The following is a 16533-nucleotide window of genomic DNA, read 5'->3' on the forward strand; positions in this document are numbered from 1 at the left end:
CTAGGGAGGAAGCCGAGACAGGTGTATGCCCGGCCAGAACGAGCAATGGGGACGCGAAGCCGGTGAACAGGATGACGGCAACGTTGTAGAGGGTGAGGCTGAAGCCGCTGGCCCGGTTGAGCCGAACGGATGCCCATTGCCGGAGCGACGGACGGGTCCTGACGTTGAGGACGCACCGCTGCTGTTCGGTGCCAATCGCCGCGAACACATGACAGGACCGAAGGAGCAGCAACGCTGCGACCGCCACAGCTCCGCCCGGGATCAGCAGTGCGCCCGTGAGCGAGGTAGAGCGTGAGGGCCTCAGACTCTGCCAATCGACACCCTATGATGCCCGATGCTGGCCAGGACCAGGTGAGGTCAAGTCCGGCGCCCACCAGCGAAATCCTTCAAGGGGCAGGCCACGAACAGCTGCAATCGATCCATCGTGTCTTATTGTTGACAAGACGAAATTCAGCAATCAGACTTCCAGCATAAAGAATATAACCTCAGGGGAGGAGCCGAAGGTGCTTGCACTGTCGTTGGCCATGAACGGCGTCGTTCTTGGCTCGGTGCTCCTTTTGTTCAGTCTCGGACTGACGTTGATCTATGGCGTGGGCCGGATCGTGAACTTTGCCCATGGCGCGCTCTTCAGCATCGGCGCCATGGCAGGAGTCTGGCTCGCATCCTTGGGGCTGCCATTCTGGCTCGTCCTCGTACTCGCTCCACTCGGTGTTGGCCTCATCGGCGTCGCCATCGACTGGGCGGTGCTGGCGCGCATTCGCGATCGTCCGATGGTGGACAGCCTTCTGCTCACCTTCGGACTGGCCCTCCTGATCACCGGTATCCTGTACGAACTCGGCGGGCGCACGGTTCAGATCATGCAGGTCCCCCACACCCTCGACGGTGTAATCTCGATCGGCGGGATCAGCCTGCCCGTCTACCGCATCTTCGTCTCGGCGCTGGCGGTGGCGCTGACGGTGGCACTCATCCTCTTCCTGCGCAATTCTCTCTGGGGGCTGCGCGTGCGGGCCGCGAACGATGACCCGGAGATGGGCGCCTGCCTTGGCATTGACCGTGAGCGGCTAATGCACTCGGTCGTTGGCGTAAGCGCGGCGCTGGCCGCTGCTGCCGGGGTGGCGGGCGCGCCGATCTTCACGGCCCACGCTGTGGTGGGCGACAAGATCCTGATCCTCGCCTTCATGACGGTCATTCTCGGCGGGCTCGGCAGTCTGAGAGGCGCGGTGGTCGCGGCCTACGTGGTCGGTATGATCATCGTCTTCGGCGAAGGCTATTTCGGAGGCCAACTCGCGCTGATGCTTCTCTTCGCCATGGTGATGGCGATGCTCATCAACTGGCCTCGCGGCTTCTTCGGTGAGGGCAGGGTCGAATGAGCAAAACGCTGACCTCCGAAGGAGTAATCCAGGCCGGTCGTCTGCCGCGCCGCAAGGCGAGTCTGGTCGCCGCTGCCGCCGTTGTAGCGATTGGGGCCTGCCTGCCGCTGTTTGTGAGCGGCGAGCCCTTCCTGCTGATGCTGGCCTCGCATGCGGTCATCGCGGCCCTGGTAGCACTGAGTCTCGACATGCTGACCGGGAACACCGGCCTGCTCTCCTTCGGCCATGCTGCATGGTATGGCTTCGGAGCCTATCTCGCCGGCCTGGTCTCGAAGGTCCTGACCTCCGACATCGTCCTTCTGGTCCTCATCACCGCGGCCGTCACCGTGCCCATCGCTGGCCTGATCGGCGCCATCCTCGTCCGACAGATCGGCAAGACCTTCGCTATCCTCACGCTCGCACTCAGCCAGATCATGTTCGCGGCGGTGTTCGTATTCTCCGACATCACCGGCGGAGAAGACGGGCTCCAGGGAGTGGCGATTCCAACCTTCCTCGGGATCCAGATCTCCCGTCCTGATGTCTGGTACTGGATCCTGTACGGCTGCCTCATCCTGGCACTCGCCGCTGCGCTCCATATCCGCCGCTCACCACTGGGCAAGGCGTGGCTCGCAATCCGCGAGAACACGGAGCGGTCGCGCTACATTGGGTTGAATGTGAGCCGGCTGAAGCTCCTGTCCTACGTGGACTCGGCGCTGCTGGCGGCCGTCGCAGGCGCGCTCTTCGTGCTCTTCAACGGGGCCGCTTCGCCCGATCTCCTGCACTGGTTCGAATCCGGCAAGATGCTCATGTACGTGGTACTCGGGGGCGTCGGGACCATCATTGGCCCCATCCTTGGCGCCGTCGTGTTCACCTTCGCCGAGCACTACGTCAGCAGCTACACCGATGCCTGGCTGATCTATTTCGGTGGCCTCTTCGTTCTGATCGTGATCGTCGCTCCCGGCGGCCTGTTCGGTGCAGCCACGCAGTTGTGGGCGCGCGTGTCGGCATCGCACCGGGAGGGTTCGCGATGATCCTGGAAGTATTCGGTCTTACCAAGCATTTCGGCGGCCTCAAGGCGGTCAACAATGTCGAACTGCAGGTGGAGAAGGCCTCGATCCATTCCATTATTGGGCCAAACGGTGCCGGCAAGACGACCTTGTTCAACCTCATCACCGGAGCGATCGCCCCGATTTCAGGCAAGGTCTTTTTCAAGGGCCGCGAAGTCACCGGCTGGTCGCCGGAGCGCCTTGCAAGAACTGGCGTCGCGCGCACATTCCAGCGCACCAGCATCTTCCGTGCCCTCACGGTGCTGGAAAACGTCGCGCTCGCGATCCGCTCGCGCGAAGGAACTAGCGCCTCGGTATGGCAGCCGACCGAGCGCGAGGAGGCGGTGGTCGCGGACGCTCGTGACATACTCGACAAGGTTATGTTGCGCGGCCGCGAGGAGGTCAAGGCTGGCAATCTCGCCCACGGCTACCAGCGTTCGCTCGATATCGCCATCGGTCTCGCGCTCAAGCCGGATCTCATTCTGATGGACGAGCCGCTCGCCGGCATGTCCCGTGGCGATCGCGAGACAATCGCCGCCCTCATTACGATGCTCCGCGATACTCTGGGACTTACGATCGTCGTGGTCGAACACGATGTCGGCATGGTCATGCGCCTCTCCGACCGGATCACGGTTATGCAGCATGGCGCGGTGATCGCCGACGCGACACCCGAGGAGATCCGCGGCAACGAGGTCGTGCGCAAGGCCTATCTGCACGGGAGTTTTGCCCAGTGATCGGGGTGCTGCGATACGAGAACGTCTCGGCCTATTACGGCCCAAGCCAGATCCTGCACGGCATCAGCTTCGAGGTGCCGGAGGCGTCGGTTGTCTGTCTGCTCGGCCTCAACGGCATGGGAAAGACGACCACACTGCGCGCCACGATGGGGTTGGTGGACCGGCTGGAGGGTCGGATCGTGCTCAACGGGGACGAGCTGCGTGGCCCTACCTTTCGGCGCTCCCAGATGGGCGTGACCTTGGTGCCAGAAGATCGGAAGGTGTTCTCCAATCTCACCGTCGAGGAGAACCTCAAGGTGGCATGCCACCCGTCCAAGAGTGGGAACAACTACACGATTGCCGAGGCCGTCCGGATGTTTCCGCGTCTGGGCGAACGCATGAGCCAAAAGGCAGGAACACTCAGCGGCGGGGAGCAGCAGATGCTGGTGGTGGCACGCGCCATGCTCGCCAATCCGAGCTATGTGATGCTCGACGAGCCGACCGAGGGACTGGCACCGAGCTATGTCAGCGCGATCCGAGAGTCCATCTGCGAGGCGCGGAAGCGCGGCATCGGGGTGATCCTCGTCGAGCAGAGCCTGCCGCTTGCCCTGTCGGTCGGCGACGTCTTTCACATCGTGGAGAACGGCCACATCGTCCGGACATTCTCGCGCGAGGAGGCGATCACCGATACCGCCGCCCTCGAGCGCATGCTGACGGTGGAGTAGTGCGATGGCGACGATTCGTTCTAACTTTGACCGTGGCATCCTTCTTCTGACGATCGACAACGAACCCCGACGTAATGCCTTCACCCATACGATGACGGCTTCGCTCGGAGGGATTTTCGACGAAGCGGAAGCCGACCGCGCCGTGCGCTGCGTCGTCGTGACCGGAGCAGGAGACCGCGCCTTCTCAAGCGGGCATGACCTCAACGAGCTTCTCATCGATCGTCGTCACGCGGCAGATCCCGCTCTGAACGCACCCTTCTACAAGCCGCGAACCATGACCACGCCAACCATTGCCGCGATCAACGGCCACGCGCATGCGGGCGGCCTGATCCTCGCGCTGTCCTGTGACATACGGGTCTGTGAGCCGCATGCGGAGTTCGCGGCGCCGGGCGCGCGGATCGGGCTGCTGCCGATCGGCGGCCAGATCAGCCGACTTCCGTGTCTCCTCCCGATGGGCATCGCCTACGAGATGCTCGCGACTGGGCGCCGTGTGAGGGCCGAAGAGGCGCTCCGACACGGCTTCGCCAATCACGTTTCAGAGCCCGGCAAGGCGCTCGAGCACGCCATGGATATCGCCCGGAGCATCGCGGCGAATTCGTCAACGGTAGTCGCTTCGATCAAACGCGGCCTGGAGATCTACGCCCGCGAGGGGGCTGAGGCTGCCGCCCGCTTCGAGTGGGAGGAAGGCGCCCGTCTCCAAGGTGGACCCGATGCCGACGAGGGCTTGCGGGCCTTTCTCGAGAAAAGACAGCCCGTCTTTCAGTGATCAAACCATGAAGAGCCAAGGCGACATGAAGACCGAGATCGAAACCAAGAAGCTTCTGACCCGCTACGGTATCGCAACAACATCGCCGAGGCTCGCGACCTCGGCGGAGATGGCGCGCCGGATCGTGGCAGAGATCGGTATGCCGTGCGCTCTGAAGGTGGTCTCAGCAGACATCGTTCACAAGGTCGACGCGGGTGGAGTGCGGCTGTCCGTGACTGAAGAGTCGGCAGCGGAGGCGTTTGAGTCGATCATGGCTGCCTGCACGGCCTCCAGCCCAGACGCGGCGATTGACGGGGTGCTTGTCGAGGAGATGGTCTCCGCCGGTCTCGAAGTCTTTATCGGCGCGCGGGTGGATCCGGACTACGGCCCTATTGTCCTGTTCGGACCCGGCGGGTCCGGCGTCGAGCAGGGAGTGAAACCTACCGCCGCGCTCGCGCCTATCGGAGAGGCGGAAGCGTTTGGCTTGGTCGACGCGGCTTTCCCCGGGCGTTTCGCCAACGACCGTGCCGCTTCGCGCGCCGAACTCGCGCGCTGCCTGCTCGCGGTCGCCGGGCGCGATGGGCTGATCATGCAGGAGGATGTGTCCGAGCTCGACGTGAATCCGATCATCGTCACGGAATCGCAGGCGGTGGCGGTCGATGCTGTAGCCGATGGGTCGAGCATCGCTATGCCGGTTCGAGACGGGGAAACCATGGACGCGGCGATAGCACGCCGACGCGCACGCCTCTCCGGACTCGACGCGCTTTTCGATCCGAAGGCGATCGCCTTCGTCGGCGCGTCCACCTCGAAGGACAAGATCGGCTATCATCTCATCAAGAATCTGGTGGAGTTCGGCTTTACCGGGAGCATCTATCCCATCCATCCCACCGCCAACGAGATTTGCGGTCTCAAGGCTTACCCCACCGTCAAGGCCATCCCGCACGAGGTCGATCGGGCCTTCATTGCGGTCGGCAGCAATCAAGTTCCCGGTGTGCTGGCCGAGTGTAAGGAGAAGGGGGTCAAGGTCGCCCAAGTGCTGACCGCCGGCTTCTCGGAATTTTCGCGCGACAGTGCAGAACTCGAGAGGCGGATACTCGACCAAGTCGCGGACGGGCCGATGCGTATGGTCGGCCCTAACTGCATCGGAACGTTCTCGGCGTCCGCCAAAATGGCGATCGGTGCCGCACGCTATAACCCCGTAGAGCCTGGCAACATCACATTCTTTTCCCAGAGCGGCACCTTCGCCGGCGATGTGGTGCGACGGGCTCAGGTCTGGGGCCTACCGCTTGGGCGCGCCTTGTCGTGCGGCAACTGTGCCGATGTCGACATGCTCGACCTGCTACTCTACGCCGACGCCGACCCGACAACGGAGATCGTGGCCTTCTATGTGGAGTCGCTTCGGGATCCGGGATTGTTCTTCCGCTTCGCGAGCGGAATGAGGAAACCGGTCGTCATCCTGCGCGGCGCACAGACAGAACAGGGGCAGGTTGCAGCGTCCAGTCATACCGCGGCGCTTGCGACCGACAAGCTCCTGTGGGAGGCCGGCGTTGTCCGCTCTGGTGTGATCCAGGTCTCCAATGTCGAGGACCTGATGGACACGCTGCAGGCGCTCTCGGTGCACGGGCGGGGACCGGGCAACCGCCTCGCGCTGTTTGGCTCGGGCGGCGGCGTCAGCGTGACCGCCTCGGACGCCGCGTCGGGCGCCGGCCTTCGTATTGCCCCGCTCGCGGCAGGCACGGGAGAGGGTCTGAAGCGCTTCGGAATTCCAGGTACCAGCGTCGCCAACCCCATCGACATCCCAGTCTGGGGTTTGCGAGACGGCGATCGCTACATCTTCGAGGAGATCATCAATCTCTTGAAGAGCGATGATAATGTCGACCGCATCGTCGTCTTCGTGGAGATGGGCTGGGTGATGGACTTCATCGAGAATGACGAGCTCGGGTTGGTTGCGCTCGAGCAGATATGTGATTCGATTGCGCGCGCGCGGCCGGACGGCCCGCCGATGTCGCTGGCACTGCGTACTTCTGGCGACAATTACCAGGACGATTTCGTCCGCAAACAACGCGTGCGGTTCCTCAACAAAGGCATTTCCGTTTACCCATCGACGTCGCGGGCCGTTCGTGCGCAAGCGAGACTTGTCCATGAACCGAGGTATTGAAGTGACGGAGATCCAAAATACTCAACTTGATGCTTTGAGATTTGGAGCGCGGGTCGATGTCGCCGGCACCTTCTTCAATTCGTTCGCAGGGACGAAGGGCATCAAAACGCTCCCCGAGCAGCTTGCAGAGAAACTTGTCGAGCTAATCATCAGCGGAGCTCTTGAGCCGGGGCAACGACTACACGAGGCAAGTCTGGCTGAGCGCTTCGGCGTCAGCCGGGGGCCGATACGTGAGGCGCTGCGGCTCCTTGAGCCAGAAGGCCTTGTCACGATGACCTCGCGTCGCGGCGCATCGGTGGCTAAGCTCAGCCGGCGGCGGCTGCACGACATCTTCTCCGTCCGCGCTGCACTGATGGGGCTTTGTGCAGAGGAACTCGCTCAGAAGCGTTCGGCGCTCATACAGGAAGTACTCGACGAAGGAACACGGAGGCTCTTCACGGCCCATGAGGCCGGCGACGTCGGCGAATACATCATCATCGTTTACCAGGTCAGCATGTATTTGGCTGAGGCAGCTGGAAACGAGATCGCGCGGTCGATCCTGTTCTCGCTCGGACGCCAGACGCTATCACTCTCCCGTCGGGTCTTTGACGATCCCAACCACCGGCTAGCTTGGGCTCGAAATTGGCAAGCTATCGTTGAAAGCATCCGCGTCGGTGATCCGGTGAGATCACGTCAGGCAGTATGCGACCTCATTGATAATATCAAGACGGCCGCGTTGGAGGTTCACGGCCGGCTCGAGCGGGAGACACTCGGGACGACGGACTAGAAATCGGGCTCTCCAGGCGGGGTGGGGCCCGGAAGCCGGCGTATCCGGGAGGGAGCGTTCGGCGATGATTGAAACCCGCAAGTGGAGGAAGCAATGCAGAAGAATTTTTCTCGCAAGGCCGGAAATCTCGTCACCGTCGCGGCCGCGGCGGTTGCGGTATCGCTCGGCATTTCGATACGTCCAGCCTCGGCGGAGGACGTGACAATCGGTGTCTTAGTCCCCACTACCGGTGTCTTGGCGCCGCTTGGCAATGACATGAAGAACGGCTTCGCGCTTGCCGCCAAGAACGCCACCGTGAAGGGGCAGCCCGTACGCCTGATTATCGAGGATACGGCCGCCAATCCGGCGAATGGGCTTCGCAAGGCCCAGAAGCTGGTGCTCGAGGATAAGGTGAAACTGCTGATCGGTCTAACGAGCAGTGCCGTTACACTCGGAATCAATGCACAAGCACCGCGCCTCAATGTACCGATCATCACTACCAACGCGCAGGCCGTGCCCATCACCGGCGAACAGTGTAGCCGCTTCGTGTTCCGAACGGTCCCGCACGACGGCAACTCCGCTAAGGCGATGGCGGCGATGTTTGAGCAGCGGCCGGATCTTGTCCAACGAAATTGGTTTGTGGTCTATCACGACTACGCATACGGGCGTTCGAACAAGGCCGAGTTTGCAAAGGTTCCCAGAATCAAGATCGCCGGCGAGGCCGGTCGGCCGGTGGGGACCGCCGACTGGTCGAGCGCAATCTCACAGATCCAAGCCAGTGGCGCTGACGGCATCTATCTCGCATTGGCCGTGGGAGACGATCTCACAGCCTTCGTCAACCAAGCGCGCGCCTTTGGCCTCAAGTATCCGGTTCTGACGCCCGTGGGTATCCCCGACACCATGCTGCAGGCGCTCGGTGACAATGGTGTCGGCATGCTGGCTGGTGGCCTCACCGCATCCTGGATGCAGGAGGCCGACAACCCCAAGATCGCCGAGATGGTGAAGGCCTACCACAAAGAATACGGGATCGTGCCGGGCTATCAGGCGATTCAGGCGTACGCAGGTCTGCAGTTCACGCTCGCCGCGCTCGAGGCCGCCAAGGATCTGACCACGAACAGCATGATTGCTGCCCTTGAGTCGACCTCCGCCGAGACTGTTGTAGGCACGATGGACATCCGTCCGGAGGATCACCAGGGAATGCTGGGTGTCTACGTGGCGGAGGCCGTTAAGCTCAATGAGCCGAAATATGGCGCCTCGGTAGGCTGGAAGACCTCGACCCACCTGACCTGGGATCGGGTCGACGTCCCACCGTCCGAGTCAGGCTGCAAGGGCTTCTGACGCAACGGTCGCGGAGCGAGAACCGCCATGGCGGGCCAGGCAGGCTCCATCGGACTGATTGTCTTTGGTCAGGTCGCCGCCATGACGCTGTGGTTCTCCGCCACGGCGGCCGCCACGACCTTAGTGGCCGAAGGTGCGCTCTCCGGCCAGCGGGCGGGGCTGCTGACCGGAGCCGTACAACTTGGCTTCGTCGCTGGCACGCTCGCCAGCGCGCTCTCGGGTGTAGCCGACCGTTTCGATCCCCGCCGCCTGTTTGCTATCGCAGCACTGTGTGGCGCGGCCGCCAACCTCGCCCTGCTGGTTACCGGATTCGATAGGCCTGCCACCGTGGCCCTGCGCTTCCTCACAGGCGTCGCGCTGGCAGGAGTGTACCCGATCGGCATGAAGATGGCGGCTAGCTGGACGGAGCGAGCGGTGGGGCTGATGATTGGCGTTCTCGTGGGCGCGCTGACCCTCGGATCGTCGCTCCCGTATCTCTTCAACGCCGTGGCAGGGCTGGAATGGCGCACGACCATCCTCGCGTCGAGCGCCTGTGCGATCACCGCCGCCGCCATGATCCTGCTCGCCGGCTTGGGTCCCGGGCATCGGCGTGCACCGTGCTTCCGCGCCTCGGAAGCGCTCATCGCACTGGCGCGCAGACCGATGCTCCTCGCCAATGCGGGCTATCTCGGGCACATGTGGGAGCTTTACGCCATGTGGGCCTGGGTGGGCGTTTTTCTTGAGTGGGCGCTGACCCGTAGCGCTAGCCCGCTTGCCGCGCAGACCGGCTTGATCACGTTCGCCGTGATAGCCAGCGGCGCGGTGGGCTGCATCGTCGCCGGGCTCCTCGCCGATCGCTTCGGGCGCACCACCGTGACCATGGCCGCGATGGCTATGAGCGGCCTCTGCGCCGCCCTGATCGGATTCACGCCGCTGTTGGGTGCCGGCGCAGTTATTTTCGTGGCGCTGGTATGGGGCGTCACGGCCGTGGCCGATTCCGCCCAGTTCTCTGCCAGCATCGCCGAACTCGCCGAACCGCATCTGGTGGGCACGATGCTGACGATGCAGACCTGCATGGGGTTTCTGCTGACATTCATCGTGATCCAGGCGATGCCGGCCATCGTCTCGATTGTGGGATGGAATTTCGCTTTCGCCGTGCTGGCGCTGGGCCCAGCGTTTGGCGTCGCCGCGATGTGGCGTCTGCGACAGGAACCCGAATCGCTGCGGCTGGCCGCCGGCCGTCGCTAAGTCTTGCCCACTGGAGGAAACCGCCCGAAATGAAATGGGATACGCTGATCTACGATACGCCCGAGCCCGGTATCGGCGTCCTTACCTTCAATCGTCCCGAACGCGCCAACGCCATGAACCAGCACATGCTGGCCGAACTCGACGAGCTTTGTGCGATGTTGACGAAGGACGCCTCGCTGCGCGCGGTTGTCGTCACTGGCGCAGGCAAGGTGTTCAGCTCCGGCTTTGACCTCAAGGCACAGGCGGAAGCCATGCCTCAGGGCGTCGCCGAGTGGACCCCGGTACTGGAGGCGGACTTCAAAGGCATCATGGCGTTCTGGAATCTGCCAGTGCCCACCGTCGCCGCGGTGAACGGCCCCGCGCTCGCCGGCGGCTTCGAGCTGATGATGGGCTGTGATCTCGCGTTGTCCGTCGAGCATGCGGTGTTTGGCGAGCCCGAACTGAAGTTCGGCGCCGGCATCGTGGCAATGCTGCTGCCTTGGTACGTCACGCCGAAGATTGCCAAGGGCGTGATCTTCACCGGCGAGGACGCGATTCCGGCGAGACAGGCGCTCGAATGGGGGCTGATCAACAGGATCGTCGGCTCGGGCGATCTGATGGAGGAAGCGCTCGCGATGGCGAGAAAGCTGGCCCGCATGGATCCGATGGTCATGCGACGCACCAAGATGGCGCTGCATCGGACCTACGAGCTGATGGGCATGCAAGCCGCGCTGCGCGCTGCGCTCGATATCGACATCATGATCGAGGGCGAGGGCACCGACCTTAAGCGCGGATTCCTGAAGGTGCTGCGAGAGGAAGGCCTTGGCAAGGCACTCGCTTGGCGCGAGGCCCGCTTCGCCGCAGATGGCAGCTGACAGTGGCCCGAATGAGAGCATGAGCCCAAGAATGAATCGTTCCATCCCGCGGCTCTTCACGCCTCTGAGCATCCGTGGTGTCACCGCGCGCAACAGGACCATGCTGGCTCCGATGAACCAGCACCGAGCTGTGGATGGCATGGCGGACGACAGGTTGCTGGTACATCTCGGCAAGTTCGCCCTCGGCGGCTTCGGCATCGTCACGACTGAGGCGACGGCAGTCGAGCGGGACGGACGGATCGCCTATGGAGATTTGGGCATCTGGTCTGATGACCATATCCCCGGTCTCAAGCGCGTGACGGCCTTTCTGCGCGACGCCGGGGCGGTGTCCGCCATTCAGCTTAATCATTCAGGACGAAAGGGGTCGTCCCAGCGTCCGTGGCAGGGTTTTGGGCCACTGAACGAAAGAAACGCGGCGGCGGGCGAACTCGCTTGGCCGCTGGTCTCTCCAACTGCGGAACCGCTGGGCGAAGGCCACGTCGTCCCGTGCGCGCTCGACACGGCCGGCATCTGCTCGATCGTCGCAAGCTTTGCCAACGCCGCCGCGCGTGCCGACGCGGCCGGCTTCGATATCGTGGAAATCCACGGAGGTCACGGCTACCTCATCGCGAGTTTCCTTTCACCGACCGTGAACACTCGCGACGATGCCTATGGCGGTGATCTGGCCGGGCGCATGCGCTTCGCGCTGGGGGTCGCGGCAGCAGTGCGGGCACGATGGCCAGCGCACAAGCCGCTCTTCTTCCGCATCTCGAGCGTCGACGGGCATCCCCAAGGATGGACGATTGATGACTCGATCGTATTCGCCAAGGCGCTGAAGGAGACTGGCGTCGATCTGGTAGACTGTTCGTCCGGCGGGTTGCGACAGTCAACGGCACTCGAAAACGCCCAGCGCCTGCCCGGCTATCAGGTCCCTTATGCCGCCGCGATCAGGCGGGAGGCCGATATCGCCACGGGCGCCGTCGGCCTGATCCTCAAGCCCCATCAGGCGGAGGACATCCTTGCACAGGGGCACGCCGACCTCATCATTCTCGGTCGGCAGGCGCTCTATGATCCATACTGGCCTCTGCATGCCGCCCAGGCTCTCGGAATCGACCCTGAGTTCGAGACTTGGGATGAGTCTGCCGGATGGTGGCTGGCGCGCCGGCGGAAGGGCCTGGAGGCGATCGGCCTGGACGGCACCGGAGAGGAAATTTAACCGGCGGCACTGCGGCCGGGGCACGATGTCAACCTCCAGCGGGGAAGGAAAGACCATGTTCAAGGCGATCCTTGTCAACAATAATGATGAGACTGGCTATTCCGCGACCATCACCGAACTTGATGAGCAAGCGCTGCCGGACGGCGACGTCACGGTGGACGTTGAATGGTCGACCCTCAACTACAAGGACGCGCTCGCGCTTACGGGCAAGGGCCGGGCGGTGCGCCGCTTTCCCATGGTGCCGGGCATTGATTTCGCGGGGACGGTGCGCGACTCGCATCATCCTGGTTTCAAGCCAGGCGACAAGGTCGTCTACACCGGCTTCGGGCTAGGGGAAACCGAGTGGGGCGGATATTCCGGCCGCGTACGCGTCAGCGGCGACCGGACGGTTCCTCTCCCTGAGGGACTTTCCACACGCGACACGATGGCGATCGGGACCGCAGGCTTCACAGCCATGCTGTGCGTCCTGGCGCTTGAACGTCACGGAGTGAGGCCCGGCGACGGAGAGGTTTTGGTGACCGGTGCGACGGGGGGCGTCGGCAGCATCGCGGTCAGGTTGCTCGCCGGCCGAGGATACCGGGTGGTCGCTTCGACCGGAAAGTCGGCAGAAGAGGGTTACTTGCGGGAACTCGGCGCGAGCGAGATCATCGATCGGAAGGAACTGTCGACGCCAGGCAAGCCGCTCGCGAAGGAACGCTGGGCCGGCGCGGTCGATGTGGCCGGCGGCGTAACGCTGGCCAATGTCTGTGCGTCGACCCGATATCTCGGGGTCATCACGACCTGCGGTCTCGCTGAGAGCATGGACTTTCCGGCTACCGTCGCGCCGTTCATCCTGCGCGGCGTGACCCTCGTGGGCATCGACAGCGGCTTTTGCCCGATGCCGCTGCGAATGGAGGCATGGACGGCGCTCGCAAAGGAACTCGATCCAGCGGTGCTCGGCCTCATCACGCGCGAGATCGGCCTGGGCGACGTGATCTCTATGGCTCCGGACGTGCTTGCCGGCACCGTGCGCGGGCGAACCGTGGTGCGGGTGGCCTGACCGGCACCCGACCGTTCCCGCGCAGCATCCTCGGGCAGACTGCGGCGACCGGTGCTCATCAAGCAGCCTTCACCTGAACGCTGAGGCTTATCGCCAGTCGAAAACACTTGGGTCGGCTCAGGTTCTGAAATGTTCGGACGTAGTTCTCATGAAGCATAACATCGCTCGACCTGTCCTTGTTGCTCTTGCACTAACGTTGATCGTCGTCCCAAATTGCGCGCGCGTTTACGGCCGATGATCCTGTCCTCCCCGCGACATCCTTTTCTCTCGCGGATCTCATAGCCTGCCACACTCGAAAGGGACTTGCAGGCGGATCGAAGTCGTAGATGCCGAAACCAGCCAATGCATCGTTGACGGCATTCATGACCGCCGGCAGAGAGCCGACGGTTCCCGCCTCACCTGCGCCCTTGATCCCGAAGGGGTTGGTCGTCGCGAGCACCTCGTTGGCTTCTACGACGAGTGAGGGAAGATCGTCGCACCTCGGCATGTAGTAGTCCAGGAACGAAGCCGTCAATGGCTGCCCGGTGTCGGCATCGTGAACGATTTCCTCACAGAGCGCTTGCCCGGCACCTTGTGCGATCCCGCCGTGCATCTGCCCCTTGACGAGAGCCGGGTTCACGACACGACCGACATCGTCGATAACCCAATAGCCCACCAGCCTCGTGCGGCCAGTTTCGGGATCGATCTCCACCTCGGCAACATGGCAGCCGTTAGGGAAAGTCGGTGCCGAGGGTACGACGGTGGCGGATTCCGCAAAGCCGGCCTCGATGCCCTTCGGCAGGCGTTCCGGGGAGAATGCAGCCCGCGCGACATCGATCAGAGAGACAGAACGGTCTGTACCGGAGACCACGAAGCGACCGTCTTGAAACTCCACGTCATCGGACGAAACTTCGAGCATGTGGGCAGCAATCGTCTTGCCGCGGGCTACGATCTTCTCCGCGGCCTTGTGGAGCGAGGCGGCGACCACGCTCGTTGAACGCGATCCGACGGTCCCTCGCCCATGCGGGACCTGATCCGTGTCGCCAAAGGTGACGCGCACACTCTCCTCGGCGACGCCAAGCAGGTCGCACGCGATCTGGCGGAAGGTGGTCTCATGTCCCTGTCCCTGCGCGTGGGTGCCCGTGAATAGGGTAACACCTCCGCCGGGATCGAACCGAATCTCAGCATACTCCTCAGCAGGTTGCGTTACCGGGCCTCCGGCAATCTCGATCACACTCGCGAGCCCGATCCCGCGTAGCAGACCGCGCTTCGATGCCTCGAGCCGGCGCGTCTCGAAGTTGGCCCAATCGGACAGGAGAAGCGCACGATCCATGTTCTCCTCGAAGGCGCCACTATCGTAGGTGTAGATCAACCCCGTACGAAACGGCATGGCCGACGGAGGTATCATATTTCGTCGTCGCAGCTCGATCCGGTCGATGCCGATTTGTACCGCCGCGACGTCGATCACGCGCTCGATGGCATAGGAAGCTTCAGGGCGACCGGCCCCTCGGTACGGGGAGGTCGGGTTCGTATTCGAAAAGATTCCCGTGACCGATGCGTGGATGAAAGGCGTCGTATATGTCCCGGCAAGACCTCCGAGATTGTTGGTAGGAGAGTGCGTGCCGTAGGAGTTGAGATAAGCCCCAAGATTCGCGACGGTGCGGATGCGCAGTGCCAGGAAGCGCCCGCCGGCATCGAGCGCGAGTTCAACGGTCGAGGCATTGTCGCGTGCTTGGTGATCGGCGAGGAAGGCTTCACTTCGATCCGACTGCCAGCGCACCGGCCTCCCGACCTTGCGTGCCGCCCAGAGCACAAGGATCATTTCGGGGTAGACTCCCTCCTTCATGCCGAACGCTCCGCCACAGTCGTAGGCGACAACGCGTAGGTCCGCTTCCGCCACGCCGAGAATACGAGCAATGTCGGTCCTGAGACTGTGGGGTGATTGGAGCCCGGCGAAGAGGGTGTATCGACCACTGCCGGAATCGTAGAGGCCGATGGCATTGCGGGCCTCCAGCGGGTTTGCGCTCACGCGCGAGATATCGAACTCGAGGCGCGCCACGTGTGCGGCCCTGGAAAAGGCTGCATCGACCCCCGCCCTGTCACCAAGCTCGTACACAAAGCAAATGTTGTTCGGAGCTTCATCCCACACTGGAGGCGTGCCAGGCTTGGAGGCCTGACGCGTGCGGGTCACCGCTGGCAACGGTTCGTAGTCGACCACGATGCACTCGGCCGCATCCTTTGCAGCGGGCAGGCTGGTTGCGACGACAGCCGCTACAGCATCGCCAACATGGTGCACGGCATTGACTGCGAGAGCCCGATAGGGAGGAGCAACATGCGGGGAGCCGTCGGGTAGATGGCGTTGGACGCGCGAGGGAATGACACCCAGACGATCGCGTATGCAGTCCTCTCCGGTCAGGACGGCCAACACCCCGGGGGTTTTGCGAGCCGCCTCCACGTCGATACTGCGGATTCGCGCAGCCGCGTGAGGTGAGCGTAAGACGTATAGAAACGCCTCGCCGGAAAACGCGAGGTCGTCGGTAAAGCGTCCCTGTCCTCGGACAAGGCGAAAATCCTCGCTACGCGCAATGGAGCGTCCGATCTTCAGTTCGCGCACGTATGGCCCCCACATCAGCATCCGGCCGGCTCTGCCTAACCGGACCGAGTTCTTCCAATGGCGCGCCGGTCCGTGGTGGGACCTTACACTAGCCGACCTCCGGCACGCCGGTGCAAACCCACAAAACCACCGCGTCCTTCTTACTTACCGAGATGATCGCATGGCCCATCTTGCTGTCGAAGTAGATGGAATCGCCGACCATCAGGACTACCGGCGAATAGAATTCCGTGAAGACCTTGATGCTTCCGGACAGGACGAACAGCACTTCCTCGCCCTCGTGCCGGATCCAGTCGCCAAACGCCTCAAACTCGCGTGCTTTGATCCTCGTGCGGAAGGGAAGGAGTTTCTTATGCGCGAGGTCTGTCGCAATCAGTTCGTGCACATAGGTCTCGGTCTCGTGTAACCTGCCCTCGCCGCGGCGCGTCACGCTCCGACGTCCGAAGGGCGCGGCAGTCTGGCGAGTGTCGAACAACTCCACCAGATCGAGGTTCATTCCCACGGAAATCTTGTAGAGGATGTCGAAGGTTGGCGACATCGCACCGTTCTCGATCTTCGAAAGCGTTGAGCGCGAGACCCCCGTGTGATGGCTGGCTTCCTCCAGTGTCCAATTGCGTGCGGCGCGCATGCTCCTCAGGCGCATGGCGAGATTGGGGCGCCCGCTTCCATCGGTCTGCGGACGGGGAGAACGGCCAAGTGCTTCAGGCGACTCCGGTCCCGCTTCGTCCGGACTGGAACCGGTCATGCGGCGTCTGCCGCGTTTCGTGCCCTGGGGTTCTGTTACCCGCCGGCGTGGCTTGGATGAGGTC

15 protein-coding genes are annotated in these 16533 nt (G+C 63.1%); 12 read left to right on the forward strand and 3 right to left on the reverse strand.

The features are described from left to right. The coding region (locus BN1233_RS49215; protein ID WP_046866714.1) for a hypothetical protein at positions 1-247 on the reverse strand (247 nt) is incomplete at its 3' end. A gap of 256 nt (positions 248-503) precedes the next feature. On the opposite strand from BN1233_RS49215, the gene BN1233_RS26840 reads away from it, so the two are divergent. From BN1233_RS26840 to acuI, 12 genes are all read left to right on the forward strand, one after another. Then, the gene (locus BN1233_RS26840) at positions 504-1370 is read left to right on the forward strand and encodes a branched-chain amino acid ABC transporter permease (RefSeq protein ID WP_046866715.1); all 867 of its coding nucleotides are present in this window, start codon (positions 504-506) and stop codon (positions 1368-1370) included. After that, positions 1367-2380 (forward strand): branched-chain amino acid ABC transporter permease, encoded by a 1014-nt coding sequence (locus BN1233_RS26845; RefSeq protein WP_082145668.1) that lies wholly within the window; start codon positions 1367-1369, stop codon positions 2378-2380. The genes BN1233_RS26840 and BN1233_RS26845 overlap by 4 nt, the downstream gene beginning before the upstream one ends. Then, a complete protein-coding gene (locus tag BN1233_RS26850; protein WP_046866716.1) occupies positions 2377-3129 on the forward strand; it encodes an ABC transporter ATP-binding protein in 753 nt (250 codons plus the stop codon). Before BN1233_RS26845 ends, BN1233_RS26850 begins: the two co-directional genes overlap by 4 nt. Continuing rightward, positions 3126-3833, forward strand: coding sequence for an ABC transporter ATP-binding protein (locus BN1233_RS26855; protein ID WP_048710310.1), 708 nt, complete (start codon positions 3126-3128; stop codon positions 3831-3833). Before BN1233_RS26850 ends, BN1233_RS26855 begins: the two co-directional genes overlap by 4 nt. Before the next feature lie 4 nt (positions 3834-3837). Continuing rightward, on the forward strand, positions 3838-4599 hold the full coding sequence (locus BN1233_RS26860) for an enoyl-CoA hydratase/isomerase family protein (RefSeq protein WP_046866717.1): 762 nt from the start codon (positions 3838-3840) through the stop codon (positions 4597-4599). A 7-nt stretch (positions 4600-4606) separates the two neighbouring features. After that, the gene (locus tag BN1233_RS26865) at positions 4607-6736 is read left to right on the forward strand and encodes an acetate--CoA ligase family protein (RefSeq protein WP_197094652.1); all 2130 of its coding nucleotides are present in this window, start codon (positions 4607-4609) and stop codon (positions 6734-6736) included. Continuing rightward, positions 6720-7502 carry a GntR family transcriptional regulator gene (locus tag BN1233_RS26870; RefSeq protein WP_048710306.1) on the forward strand — a complete coding sequence of 261 codons (783 nt, stop codon included), beginning with the start codon at positions 6720-6722 and terminating at the stop codon, positions 7500-7502. The genes BN1233_RS26865 and BN1233_RS26870 overlap by 17 nt, the downstream gene beginning before the upstream one ends. Positions 7503-7595: 93 nt before the next feature. Then, on the forward strand, positions 7596-8819 hold the full coding sequence (locus BN1233_RS26875; protein ID WP_046866718.1) for an ABC transporter substrate-binding protein: 1224 nt from the start codon (positions 7596-7598) through the stop codon (positions 8817-8819). 27 nt (positions 8820-8846) lie between these two features. After that, positions 8847-10046, forward strand: coding sequence for an MFS transporter (locus tag BN1233_RS26880; protein WP_046866719.1), 1200 nt, complete (start codon positions 8847-8849; stop codon positions 10044-10046). Positions 10047-10075: 29 nt separating this feature from the next. Beyond that, positions 10076-10900, forward strand: a complete 825-nt coding sequence (locus tag BN1233_RS26885) for an enoyl-CoA hydratase/isomerase family protein (RefSeq protein WP_046866720.1) — start codon at positions 10076-10078, stop codon at positions 10898-10900. A gap of 31 nt (positions 10901-10931) precedes the next feature. After that, on the forward strand, positions 10932-12095 hold the full coding sequence (locus BN1233_RS26890) for an NADH:flavin oxidoreductase/NADH oxidase (protein WP_046866721.1): 1164 nt from the start codon (positions 10932-10934) through the stop codon (positions 12093-12095). 55 nt (positions 12096-12150) lie between these two features. Beyond that, positions 12151-13134, forward strand: coding sequence for an acrylyl-CoA reductase (NADPH) (gene acuI / locus BN1233_RS26895; RefSeq protein WP_046866722.1), 984 nt, complete (start codon positions 12151-12153; stop codon positions 13132-13134). A gap of 190 nt (positions 13135-13324) precedes the next feature. Here acuI and BN1233_RS26900 read toward each other — a convergent pair whose 3' ends face one another. Together BN1233_RS26900 and BN1233_RS26905 are read right to left on the reverse strand one after the other, a co-directional pair. Continuing rightward, positions 13325-15727 carry a xanthine dehydrogenase family protein molybdopterin-binding subunit gene (locus tag BN1233_RS26900; RefSeq protein WP_244471047.1) on the reverse strand — a complete coding sequence of 801 codons (2403 nt, stop codon included), beginning with the start codon at positions 15725-15727 and terminating at the stop codon, positions 13325-13327. Positions 15728-15815: 88 nt separating this feature from the next. Next, a complete protein-coding gene (locus BN1233_RS26905) occupies positions 15816-16469 on the reverse strand; it encodes a helix-turn-helix domain-containing protein (protein ID WP_082145669.1) in 654 nt (217 codons plus the stop codon). Positions 16470-16533 lie beyond the last annotated feature (64 nt).

The organism is Microvirga massiliensis, from assembly GCF_001006805.1.
GTDB classification, from domain to species: domain Bacteria; phylum Pseudomonadota; class Alphaproteobacteria; order Rhizobiales; family Beijerinckiaceae; genus Microvirga; species Microvirga massiliensis.

Coding starts and splice junctions, on each gene's coding strand:
- BN1233_RS26845 (WP_082145668.1), top strand. CDS start 1,367: ATGAGCAAAACGCTGACCTCCGAAGGAGTAATCCAGGCCGGTCGTCTG.
- BN1233_RS26885 (WP_046866720.1), top strand. CDS start 10,076: ATGAAATGGGATACGCTGATCTACGATACGCCCGAGCCCGGTATCGGC.
- BN1233_RS26890 (WP_046866721.1), top strand. CDS start 10,932: ATGAATCGTTCCATCCCGCGGCTCTTCACGCCTCTGAGCATCCGTGGT.
- BN1233_RS26870 (WP_048710306.1), top strand. CDS start 6,720: ATGAACCGAGGTATTGAAGTGACGGAGATCCAAAATACTCAACTTGAT.
- BN1233_RS26865 (WP_197094652.1), top strand. CDS start 4,607: ATGAAGAGCCAAGGCGACATGAAGACCGAGATCGAAACCAAGAAGCTT.
- BN1233_RS26860 (WP_046866717.1), top strand. CDS start 3,838: ATGGCGACGATTCGTTCTAACTTTGACCGTGGCATCCTTCTTCTGACG.
- BN1233_RS26905 (WP_082145669.1), bottom strand. CDS start 16,469: ATGACCGGTTCCAGTCCGGACGAAGCGGGACCGGAGTCGCCTGAAGCA.
- BN1233_RS26880 (WP_046866719.1), top strand. CDS start 8,847: ATGGCGGGCCAGGCAGGCTCCATCGGACTGATTGTCTTTGGTCAGGTC.
- BN1233_RS26875 (WP_046866718.1), top strand. CDS start 7,596: ATGCAGAAGAATTTTTCTCGCAAGGCCGGAAATCTCGTCACCGTCGCG.
- BN1233_RS26850 (WP_046866716.1), top strand. CDS start 2,377: ATGATCCTGGAAGTATTCGGTCTTACCAAGCATTTCGGCGGCCTCAAG.
- acuI (WP_046866722.1), top strand. CDS start 12,151: ATGTTCAAGGCGATCCTTGTCAACAATAATGATGAGACTGGCTATTCC.